Source organism: Actinomadura kijaniata NBRC 14229, assembly GCF_001552175.1.
Classification (GTDB): Bacteria; Actinomycetota; Actinomycetes; order Streptosporangiales; family Streptosporangiaceae; genus Spirillospora; species Spirillospora kijaniata.
The window spans coordinates 1-9,739 of record NZ_BCQR01000263.1 but is presented as its reverse complement, the minus strand read 5'-3'; the positions used below and the strand labels follow the sequence as shown (position 1 = coordinate 9,739).

Below are 9,739 nucleotides of genomic sequence, written 5' to 3'. Positions count from 1 at the left end.
CCGGCGCCGTCGCCGTCGCGCGCGACACCCCGCGCGGCGCGGCGGCCCCGGCCCCGCCGCAGCCCGCCGAGCTGGCCGGGGACCCCGACGACGTGTCGGACGCCCTGCCCTACCTCCAGCGCAAGGACCCCGACAAGAAGGTCACCAGGCACGTCAAGAAGATCAGCCGCAGCGGCGACTCGATCGTCCGGGTCTACACCGACCTGGAGGAGGACGACGAGAACTCCGGCCCCGCGGTGTCGCTGTGCGAGTGGACCACGCAGTTCCTGGCCGACGGCGGCGAGACCAGCCCCCGCGTGTTCGTCCACGCCACCAGCGAGGGCAACGGCAGCGTCGTGGTCGCCAACAAGCAGAGCGACAAGGACGACTGCGAGGTGGGCGAGACCCGCTAGCCGGATCCGCTAGTCGGGGCGGCCGCCGAAGCGCAGGCCGCCGTCGCCCGCGCGGTCGGGGGCGGGGTCGGCGTCGCCGCGACCCCTCCCGGCCCAGCCGTGCGGCGGCCTCTCCGGCCGGGGCTCGGGGGCCTCGAACATCTCCCGCAGCCGGGCCTCGGCGATGCCGGGGGTGCCCAGGGCGGCGAACCGGGCCAGCTCCCCGCCGGGCTCGGCGCGCAGGCGCCTGCGCAGCGCGCGGCCCCGGCGGGTGGGGCGGGGACTGCCCAGCAGCGGGCGGCTCAGCAGGCCCGCCTCCTGGAGCGTCCCGGCCAGCCCGTCCATCGGCGGGGACGCCGCGACGGCCGCCACCAGCTGGTTCAGCGGACGGCCCCCGTGCGGGATCTCGGCGAGCACGACGGCCTGGAGCACGTCGTCGCCGGGCTCCCGTTCGGCGGCCTCCACCCGGTGGGCGCCGTGCAGGATGCGGATGCGGCGGTATCCGTGCAACGCCAGCAGGGCGGTCTGCGCCACCCGTGTCGGACCGCCGCACAGGTAGGCGATCTCGTAGACCCCGAGTTCGTCGGACCCAGGTTCGTCGCTCATCGGCACACCCCTCACCCCGCCGTCCCCCTGCGTTAGACGCTCGAACGGCGCTCGGAGTTGCGGCCGGGGTCGGCCGCCGGGCTCAGCCCTCGGCGGGTTCGAGCGTGAGGCTGATGCTGTTGATGCAGTACCGCTGGTCGGTCGGCGTCGGGTAGCCCTCGCCCTCGAAGACGTGGCCGAGGTGCGAGTCGCAGGTCGCGCACCGCACCTCGGTGCGGGCCATGCCGTGCGAGCGGTCCTCCAGCAGGACCACCGCCTCGGACTCGGCGGGCGCGAAGAACGACGGCCAGCCGCAGTGCGAGTCGAACTTGGCCTCCGACCGGAACAGCTCGGTCCCGCAGGCCCGGCAGCGGTACACCCCCACGGTCCTGGTGTCGGTGTACTCGCCGGTGAACGGCCGCTCGGTGCCCGCCTCACGCAGGACGTGGTACTCCTCCGGGGTGAGCTGGGCCTTCCACTCTTCCTCGCTCTTGCGGATCTTCTCCATGGCTCCGACGGTACCTCGCCCGCGGAGACTGTCGGAGCCGCGGGTTACCGTCGCGGTATGGCCTCGCCACACATCGAGATCCCGGTCGGGGACCGGTCGGTCCGCGTCAGCAATCCCGACCGGGTCTACTTCCCCGACCACGGCTACACCAAGCGGCAGGTGGTGGAGTACTTCCTGGCCGTGGGGGAGGGGATCCTGCGCGCGACGCGGGACCGGCCCACCACGCTGGAACGCTGGCCCTCCGGCGTGTTCGAGGGGGCCAGGCTCGCCACCCGCGGCGACTTCCGGGGCGCGGACGCCTTCTACCAGAAGCGCGTCCCCAAGGGGGCGCCGGACTGGGTGCCGACCGCGGAGATCACCTTTCCCAGCGGGCGGACCGCCGACGAGGTCATGCCGACCGAGCCCGCGGTGATCGCCTGGGCGGCGAACCTGGGGACGCTGACGTTCCACCCCTGGGCGGTGCGCGGCGACCGCCCCGACCACCCCGACGAGCTGCGGATCGACCTGGACCCGCAGCCGGGGACGGGGTTCGGCGACGCGGTGCGGGTCACGCTCGGCCCGGTCCGGGAGCTGCTGGACGAGCTGGGGTTCACCGGGTTCGTCAAGACCTCGGGCAAGGGCGGCCTGCACGTGTACGTGCGGATCGCGCCGCGGTGGACCTTCACCGAGGTGCGGCGGGCCGGGATCGCGTTCGCGCGGGAGGTGGAGCGCCGCGCCCCGGAGCTGGTCACCACCAGCTGGTGGAAGGAGGAGCGCGGCGCCAGGGTCTTCATCGACTTCAACCGCAACGTCCGCGACGCCACGATCGCGGCGGCCTACAGCGTCCGCCCGCTCCCGCACGCGCCGGTGTCGGCCCCGGTGACCTGGCAGGAGCTGCCCGACATCGCCCCGGAGGACTTCACGGTCGCGACGATGCCCGGGCGGTTCGGCGCGGTCGGGGACCCGCACGCGGCGATCGACGACGCGGCGTTCGGGCTGGAGGACCTGCTGGAGCGGGCCGACCGGGACGAACGGGACCGGGGCCTCGGCGACCTGCCCTACCCGCCCAACCACCCGAAGATGGCCGGGGAGCCCAAGCGCGTCCAGCCCAGCAAGGACGCCGACCGCAGGACGTGAGGGACCGCCCGGGGCCATGGCCCCGGGCGGTCTCAGCGGCGGCTTACCAGAACCGCTTCGGCTGGGTCGGCAGGTTCACGCCGCTCGGTCCGGTCCACACGCCGCGCGGCGAGACCAGGCCCTCCGGCGCCCTGCCACCGGAGATCACGACGGGGACGCGGATGGAGCTGCGGCCCAGGTCCACGGTCACCTTCGCGCCGGTCCCGGCGTCGGCGGCGTTGTAGTTGGCGTCGGTGCCCGCCAGCACCAGCGCCACCCGGTGGCCCTTCTTGAACACGTAGTCCTGCGCGAGGGTCTCCCAGCGCACGCCGTAGGACACGCCGGGGCGCAGCGGCGTCGGGTCGCTCAGGGACCTGCGGTTCTGGGCGTCCATCCAGCCGCGCGCGACGACGTTGACCGCGCTGCTGACGACCTTGGTGCGGGTCTGCTTGTAGCAGGCGTCGTCCTCGGCGGTGCTCTGGCCCCAGCAGTCCTCGGTGGCCAGCGTCTCGATGCCACCGCCGGCGCCGAGGTAGTCGATGCGGGTGTCCTGGCCGTAGTCGACCAGCAGGGCGGTCAGGTTCGCGGTCGGCTTGTCCAGCGTGACCTGGAGCTTCGCGGTCGGCGAGCCGGACAGGCGGGCGTTGGCCGGCAGCGGCCCCGACACGTACGACAGGCGGAACGGCTTGCCGGTCGTCGGGTCGGACACCATCTCGCCCTCGGAACGGCCGTTGCCCCGCGGACCCGGGTCGTCGACGTAGGAGGCGAGGGTGCCCCGGCGGACCGGCCGGGGCGCCAGGGAGCCGTCGGCCTGCGGGTTCAGCGCCAGGTTCCGGGCCTTCGGGGCGGGCCAGTCGGACTCGGTGATCCACTGGTCCGGGCCGATCTCGATGTCGGCGCGCGGCTCCCGCAGCGCGTCGTTCCTGATCTTGTGGAGCTCGTGGTCGAACCACTTGTGCAGCGTCGCCACCCACTTCTCGCGGCGGGTGTCGAACGGGTCCACGTGGGCGCGCTGCGACAGCCACACCTTGCGGGTGACGCCGCGCTGGGCCAGGCCCTTCCACCACTTGCTGAAGTGGTCGGTCTTGACGTTGAGGTCGTTGACGCCGTGGAAGGCGAACACGCTGGCCCGCACCTTGCCGACATCGGTGTAGATGCCGTCGCGGTAGTCGGCGGCCTTCCAGTACCGGTTGTAGTTTCCGGTGGCGTCGTCCTCGTCGGCGTTCATCTTGTCGCGGACGGCGGCGCACTTGGCGGCCGGGTCGGAGTCGACGTAGTCGGCCAGCCAGCCCTGGTACTGGTTGCTGTACTTGACGCCGTTGCTGCGGCTGTAGTCGTACCACGAGCTGATCGCCGAGATCGGGACGATCGTCTCCAGGCCCCTGACGCCGGTGGCGGCGACGCCGTTGGCGAGCGTGCCGTCGTACGACTTGCCGATCATGCCGGTGCGCCCGGTGCTCCAGGACGCCTTCACCTTCTCGCCGTCGGCGCCGACGGCGGTGGCGCGGCCGTTCAGCCAGTCGATGACGGCCTTGACCCCCAGCACGTCGGACGGGCCGCCGCTGACTGGGCACCCGTCGGACCGGTTGGTGCCGGCCATGTCCACGGCCAGGAACGCGTACCCGCGCGGCACGAAGTAGTTGTCGTAGAAGAGCGGGAACTTCACCGGGTTGCCCGCGGCGTCGTAGACCTTCTTCTCACTCTCGTTGCCGCGCCCGGCGGTGTCGTAGTAGGGGCTGGCGTCCATGACGACCGGCACCTTCAGCCCGCGCCGGGTCTCCTTGGGGCGGATGATGTCGACGTTGACGCGGTCGCGCTTGCCGTCGTTGTCGCTGTCGACCGGCGACTCGACGAAGACGCGCTCACGGATGGCGTCCTTGTAGGAGAAGACGGGCTGGGTGAGCCCGCCCTTCACCACGATCTTCGGCGCGGCCTGCGCGGCCGCGACGCCGCTGAACGAGAAGGCGGCCAGGGCGGTGCCGCCGGCCGTGACCAGGGCGAGGGTGCGGGAGGTTCGTCGCAGGGATCTCCTGGGCAAACCACACCTCCGGGGGAGTCGGGGGAATGATCTTTACCAGGGCAGATTCCTCGTCCGCGGCCCCGGGGTAAACGGCGGCGTCGCAGGAACGTGGGGCGAAATATGGCAGAAGTTGCCGTTGTGCTCCTGCCGCCGTCCGAAAACGGGATTCCGGGCGGGGACGGAAGGGGGGCGGGCATGGTTCGTGATCGGGTGGGCACCACCGTCCCGAGCCGAACGTCGAGCAGCAGGGGAGGCCGTGATGGGCTGGAGTTACCGCAAGTCGCTCAAGGTGGGACCGTTCCGGATCAACCTTTCCAAGCGCGGGGTCGGGCACAGCGTCGGCGGGCGCGGGGCCCGCTACACGCGCGGGGCCGACGGCCGCAAGCACGTGACGTTCCGCATTCCCGGCACCGGCCTGTCCTGGCGCCGCCAGGTCGGCGGGCAGAGCCGGAGCCGGGGACGCCGCTGGTGAGACGGCGTCGCCGCGGCCGTTCCCGGGCGACTCCCCTGGGCGGGAACGGCCGCGGCGACGGTCGCCCCCGGCCCACGGCGCTCGCCTGGCGGCCCGGCTGGTGAGACCCGCCTTCGGGCCCGCCCCACCGGCCGGGGCCGCCTCACGGCAGACCCGGAGACCTGTTCCACCGCGGATCCCCGCCACGCGCGACCCGCCGGCGTGCGCCGCGGGCCAGGGCTGTGGAACGCGCCCAGGGCCTACTTCAAAACGAACCCCGGCCATGCACGCGGGCGCGTGACCTGACCGGCGGGCCCGACGCCGGAGGCGAGGGCCCGCAGGTCAGATCGCGCAGCGATGTCGCGCTCGCCAAGACCTGGTGAGGTGCGAGCCCCCCGGGCGAGCGCCGTAGGCCAGGGCTTTTGCGACACAGCCTAGGACAGGGCGCGGTTGACGGCCGACAGGACTGCTCGGACCGAGGCGGTCAGGACCGAGGTGTCGTGGCCCGCGCCCCAGCGGGTCACGCCGTTGACGCGGCACTCGGCGTAGGCGGCGGCGGGGGCGTCCCCGCCCGGGCCGGTCGCGTGCTCGGTGTAGTCGAGGACCTCGACCCGGACGCCCGCCGAGGCCAGGGCGCTGGTCAGGGCCTCCAGCGGGCCGTTGCCCGAGCCGGTGTGCTCGCCCTCGGCGCCGGCCACGCTCACCACGCCGGTGAAGTCGTGGCGGCCGGGGCCGGTGTGGCCGGTGCGCCACTCGGTGATGGTGACGGGGCCGTCGTCGGCGCGGTCCAGGTACTCGGCGCGGAACAGGTCCCACAGCTCCTTGCCGGTCATCTCCGTCCCGCTGCCGTCGGTGGACTTCTGCACCGCGCCCGCGAACTCGATCCGCATCCGGCGCGGCAGGTCCAGCCCGTATCCGGTGCGCAGCAGGTAGGCGATGCCCCCCTTGCCGGACTGGCTGTTGACGCGGATGACGGCGGTGTAGTCGCGGCCCACGTCGGCCGGGTCGATCGGCAGGTAGGGCACCTCCCAGGGGGCCTCGCGCTCGGGGACGCCCAGTTCGGCGGCGCGGGCGGCGTGGTGCCTCAGGCCCTTGCCGATCGCGTCCTGGTGGGTGCCGGAGAAGGCGGTGTACACGAGGTCGCCGCCGTAGGGGTGGCGTTCGTGGACCGGGATCCGGTTGCAGTGCTCGACGGTGCGGCGGATCTCGTCGATGTCGGAGAGGTCGAGCTGCGGGTCGACGCCCTGGGCGTGCAGGTTGAGGGCCAGGGTGACCAGGTCGACGTTGCCGGTGCGCTCGCCGTTGCCGAACAGGCAGCCCTCCACGCGCTGCGCCCCGGCCAGCACCGCCAGCTCGGCGCAGGCGACGCCGGTGCCGCGGTCGTTGTGCGGGTGCACCGACAGGATGACCGCGTCGCGGCGGGCCAGGTGGCGGTGCATGTACTCGATCTGGTCGGCGTAGACGTTGGGGGTGGCGATCTCGACGGTGGCGGGCAGGTTGAGGATCACCGGGCGGTCGGGGGAGGCGTCCCACAGGGCGGTCAGCCCGTCGCAGACCTCCAGGACGTAGTCGGGCTCGGTCTGGTTGAAGACCTCGGGGGAGAACTGGAAGCGGACCGGGGTGCCCTCGGCCAGCCGCGCCATGTGGGCGGCGGCGTCCTCGACCAGCGCGCGCAGCGCGGCGCGGTCGTGGCCGAGGACGCGGTCCCGCCAGACGGGCGCGGTCGCGGTGTAGAGGTGGACGACGACGTTGGGCAGTCCCCGGACGGAGTCGAACGTGCGGTCGATCAGGTCGCGGCGGGCGGCGGTGAACACCACCACCGTCACGTCGCCGGGCACCGCGCCGGACTCGGCCAGGTGCCGGACGAAGTCGAAGTCGGTCCGGCTCGCCGACGGGTAGCCGACCTCGATCTCCTTGAAGCCCATGGCGACCATCAGGTCGAACATGCGGCGCTTGCGGCCGGGGTCCATCGGCTCGGCCAGGGCCTGGTTGCCGTCGCGCAGGTCGACCGGTACCCACAGCGGGGCGCGGTCGATCCGGCGGGAGGGCCAGGCGCGCTCGAACGCGGGGACGGCGACCCGCTCGTGGGCGGGCCGGTAGCGGTGGAACGGCATCGAGCTGCCACGCTGCGGGTTCCAGGACGGCGCGTCGGCGGGGACGGGCCCGGCGGGCTTGCGCAGCGTCGGGAAGGCGTGCATCGGGAAGGGTCCTCTTCTGCGGTCGGGACGGCGACCGGCAGCACCGAACCCCGCGGCGGGGTGCCGGTCGGGTCAGGCCCCGCCGCGGCGCCCGAGGAGGAGGACCTGCCGCAGCATGCCCGGTACCCTAGACACTCCTCAGCTCCTCAGACAACCTGACAGGCGTGGTGATCCATGTCACTCGGCCCGCTGCGGCCCAGCCCGCTCGTCGAGCAGGCGGCCCGCCACCTGCGGGAACAGATCACCGGCGGGCACTGGCCGGTCGGCACGCGGCTGCCCGGTGAGACGACGCTGGCGCGGGAGCTGGGCGTCGGGCGGTCCACGGTCCGCGAGGCGCTGCGCGTCCTGGCGGGGGCGGGGCTGGTGCGGGCGCGGCAGGGCGCGGGCGTGTTCGTGGTCGCCACCGAGCCGGCGGAGGACTGGCGGGCCCGGCTGCGCCGCGCCTCGGTCGCCGACGTCTACGAGATCCGCATGATGATCGAGGTGCGGGCCGCCGAGCTGGCCGCGCGGCGCCGCACCGGCGACGACCTGGCCGCGCTCGACGCGGCCCTGGCCGCCCGCGACGCCGCCTTCGCGGACGGCGACGACGCCGCGTTCGTGGACGCCGACATCGCCCTGCACCGCGCCGCCGTGCGCGCGGCGCGCAACCCGGTGCTGGCCGACCTGTTCGACGAGTTCGTGCCGGTGCTGCGCGAGGGCCTGCTGGAGCTGGTCGGCCTGATCGACGCGCGGGCCGCCGACGGCGCCCACGGCCGCGCCGCCCACGCGGGCCTGGTCGCCGCGATCCGCGACCGTGACCCGGACGGGGCGGGCCGCGTCGTCGCCGCCGAGCTCCGCCGGACCCTCGACTACCTGGAGCGTCCGGACGCGTGGCAGGGTGACCCCCATGACGGATGATCAAGACTGGGAGCGCCGCGTCGCGGCCCTGTGGGACGCCTTCGACGACCACGGGCCCGCCGACTTCGTGGCGAGGATGGCGGAGCTGGCCGCCGAACGCCCCGGCGACGCCCTCGCCGAGTACGAGCTGGCCTCCGCCCTCGACTCGACCGGCGACGAGGCGCGGGCCGCCGAGCACTACGAGCGGGCGTTCGCCGCCGGGCTGCCCGCCGGCCGGCGCCGCCCCGCCACCATCCAGTACGCCAGCACCCTGCGGAACCTCGGCCGCTTCGAGGAGAGCGTCGCGCTGCTCACCGCCGAACGCGAGGCCGGGTCCGACGAGCTGGACGGCGCGGTGGCGGCGTTCCTGGCCCTGGCGCTGACGTCCGCCGGGCGGGAGCGCCAGGCGGTCGGCGTCGCGCTGGGCGCCCTCGCCCCGCACTTGCCGCGCTACCGGCGGTCGCTGGCGAACTACGCCAGGGAACTGCTCTGACCTGGGGTTCCTTTGGAGAGGTGCGGGCCCGGTTCGTACAGTGGTGCGGGTGAACATCACCCCCATGCGACCCGAGCACGGCCCCGAGGTGCTCGCGATCTTCCAGCACGGCATCGACGGCGGCAACGCGACGTTCGAGACCGCCCCGCCCACATGGGAGAAGTTCTCGGCGGGCAAGCTGCCCGACCACCGGTTCGTCGCCGTCGAGGACGGCCGCGTGCTGGGCTGGGCCGCGCTGTCGCCGATCTCCGACCGCGAGGTGTACCGGGGCGTCGCCGAGGTGTCGATCTACCTCCACCCCGACGCGCAGGGCCGGGGCCTCGGCCGGACGCTGCTCGAAACCCTGATCGAGTCCAGCGAGCGGGGCGGCCTGTGGACGCTCCAGGCCGGGATCTTCCCGGAGAACACCGCCAGCATCCGGCTGCACGAGGCGTGCGGGTTCAAGCTGCTGGGAATCCGGGAGCGGATCGGCCGCCACGACTTCGGCGGCGCCTCGCGGTGGCGTGACGTGGCGCTGCTGGAACGCCGCAGCCCCGCCGTCGACTGAGCGGGGCGTCCCGCGCGGGGACGCCCCGGCCCGGATCGGACGGTGTCAGCCGACGCGGCGGGCCAGCGCCGGAACGCGCCGCACCAGCAGCGCGTCCACCAGCAGCGCGGCCAGCATCGTCACCCCGGCCAGCGGGAACAGCACCCCCACCACCAGCATGATCGCCGCGACCGCCAGCGTCGTGCGGCGGTCGCCGGTGCGGCGGGGCGCGCCGAGCCCGCCGGACGGGCGGCGCTTCCACCACATCCACACGCCCGTCACCGTCAGCAGGACCAGCGCCAGGCACGCCGCCAGCATCACGGCGGTGTTGAGGGGGCCGTACCGGCGGCCCTCGTGCAGCGCGATGCCCTGCTCGACGGCCTTGGCCAGCACCCCGTACTCGTTCCAGCCGTAGGAGCCGAGGACCGCGCCGGAGTACTGGTCGACGTGGACGGTGCGCTCGTCGGCCGGGTCGTGACGGGAGGCGACGGTGACGGTGTAGACGCCGCGTTCGCCGCGTGGGAGCAGCACCTTGTACTCGCAGGCGGCGGGCGGGCAGTGCGGGGCGCGGGCCGCGGCGGCCCGCAGCGCCCGCTCGACCGGCGCCGCGCCGACC

At 74.0% G+C, this 9,739-nt stretch carries 11 protein-coding genes; 6 read left to right on the top strand and 5 right to left on the bottom strand.

What is annotated here, in order from left to right; all coding sequences use genetic code 11:
- The coding region (locus AKI01S_RS52310) for a hypothetical protein (RefSeq protein WP_218010079.1) at window positions 1–392 on the top strand (392 nt) is incomplete at its 5' end.
- Between the two features lie 9 nt (window positions 393–401).
- Here the strand turns inward: AKI01S_RS52310 and AKI01S_RS46740 are convergent.
- Both AKI01S_RS46740 and msrB read right to left on the bottom strand, forming a co-directional pair.
- Window positions 402–977: a TIGR04222 domain-containing membrane protein gene (locus tag AKI01S_RS46740; protein WP_067833039.1), complete on the bottom strand. Its 576-nt coding sequence runs from the start codon at window positions 975–977 to the stop codon at window positions 402–404.
- An 82-nt stretch (window positions 978–1,059) separates the two neighbouring features.
- Window positions 1,060–1,464 carry a peptide-methionine (R)-S-oxide reductase MsrB gene (gene msrB / locus AKI01S_RS46735; protein ID WP_067833036.1) on the bottom strand — a complete coding sequence of 135 codons (405 nt, stop codon included), beginning with the start codon at window positions 1,462–1,464 and terminating at the stop codon, window positions 1,060–1,062.
- Between the two features lie 57 nt (window positions 1,465–1,521).
- Here msrB and AKI01S_RS46730 point away from each other — a divergent pair, with 57 nt between their 5' ends.
- Complete coding sequence (locus AKI01S_RS46730) at window positions 1,522–2,580, top strand: DNA polymerase domain-containing protein (protein ID WP_067833033.1); 1,059 nt, start codon at window positions 1,522–1,524, stop codon at window positions 2,578–2,580.
- Window positions 2,581–2,623: 43 nt separating this feature from the next.
- On the opposite strand, the gene AKI01S_RS46725 is transcribed toward AKI01S_RS46730, so the two are convergent.
- Entirely contained in the window at window positions 2,624–4,597 is a 1,974-nt protein-coding gene (locus AKI01S_RS46725; protein ID WP_245682080.1) for a Xaa-Pro dipeptidyl-peptidase, read from the bottom strand.
- Window positions 4,598–4,838: 241 nt separating this feature from the next.
- Here AKI01S_RS46725 and AKI01S_RS46720 point away from each other — a divergent pair, with 241 nt between their 5' ends.
- Window positions 4,839–5,051 carry a DUF4236 domain-containing protein gene (locus AKI01S_RS46720; RefSeq protein ID WP_067833030.1) on the top strand — a complete coding sequence of 71 codons (213 nt, stop codon included), beginning with the start codon at window positions 4,839–4,841 and terminating at the stop codon, window positions 5,049–5,051.
- Window positions 5,052–5,464: 413 nt separating this feature from the next.
- On the opposite strand, the gene leuA is transcribed toward AKI01S_RS46720, so the two are convergent.
- Window positions 5,465–7,144: a 2-isopropylmalate synthase gene (gene leuA, locus AKI01S_RS46715; RefSeq protein ID WP_218010080.1), complete on the bottom strand. Its 1,680-nt coding sequence runs from the start codon at window positions 7,142–7,144 to the stop codon at window positions 5,465–5,467.
- Between the two features lie 258 nt (window positions 7,145–7,402).
- Between leuA and AKI01S_RS46710 the strand changes: the two genes are divergently transcribed.
- The 3 genes from AKI01S_RS46710 to AKI01S_RS46700 are packed head-to-tail and all read left to right on the top strand — an operon-like array spanning window position 7,403 to window position 9,144.
- Complete coding sequence (locus AKI01S_RS46710; RefSeq protein WP_067833024.1) at window positions 7,403–8,125, top strand: FadR/GntR family transcriptional regulator; 723 nt, start codon at window positions 7,403–7,405, stop codon at window positions 8,123–8,125.
- Window positions 8,115–8,597 carry a tetratricopeptide repeat protein gene (locus AKI01S_RS46705; protein WP_067833021.1) on the top strand — a complete coding sequence of 161 codons (483 nt, stop codon included), beginning with the start codon at window positions 8,115–8,117 and terminating at the stop codon, window positions 8,595–8,597. Before AKI01S_RS46710 ends, AKI01S_RS46705 begins: the two co-directional genes overlap by 11 nt.
- Window positions 8,598–8,646: 49 nt before the next feature.
- On the top strand, window positions 8,647–9,144 hold the full coding sequence (locus AKI01S_RS46700; RefSeq protein WP_245682079.1) for a GNAT family N-acetyltransferase: 498 nt from the start codon (window positions 8,647–8,649) through the stop codon (window positions 9,142–9,144).
- A 45-nt stretch (window positions 9,145–9,189) separates the two neighbouring features.
- Here AKI01S_RS46700 and AKI01S_RS46695 read toward each other — a convergent pair.
- Window positions 9,190–9,739 (bottom strand): PepSY domain-containing protein (locus AKI01S_RS46695; protein ID WP_174567480.1); only part of this gene is annotated, 550 nt, incomplete at its 5' end.

Excerpts from the sequence above, each read along its gene's own strand:
- AKI01S_RS46740 (WP_067833039.1), bottom strand. The coding sequence starts at position 977 with ATGAGCGACGAACCTGGGTCCGACGAACTCGGGGTCTACGAGATCGCC.
- msrB (WP_067833036.1), bottom strand. The coding sequence starts at position 1,464 with ATGGAGAAGATCCGCAAGAGCGAGGAAGAGTGGAAGGCCCAGCTCACC.
- AKI01S_RS46730 (WP_067833033.1), top strand. The coding sequence starts at position 1,522 with ATGGCCTCGCCACACATCGAGATCCCGGTCGGGGACCGGTCGGTCCGC.
- AKI01S_RS46720 (WP_067833030.1), top strand. The coding sequence starts at position 4,839 with ATGGGCTGGAGTTACCGCAAGTCGCTCAAGGTGGGACCGTTCCGGATC.
- leuA (WP_218010080.1), bottom strand. The coding sequence starts at position 7,144 with ATGCCGTTCCACCGCTACCGGCCCGCCCACGAGCGGGTCGCCGTCCCC.
- AKI01S_RS46710 (WP_067833024.1), top strand. The coding sequence starts at position 7,403 with ATGTCACTCGGCCCGCTGCGGCCCAGCCCGCTCGTCGAGCAGGCGGCC.
- AKI01S_RS46705 (WP_067833021.1), top strand. The coding sequence starts at position 8,115 with ATGACGGATGATCAAGACTGGGAGCGCCGCGTCGCGGCCCTGTGGGAC.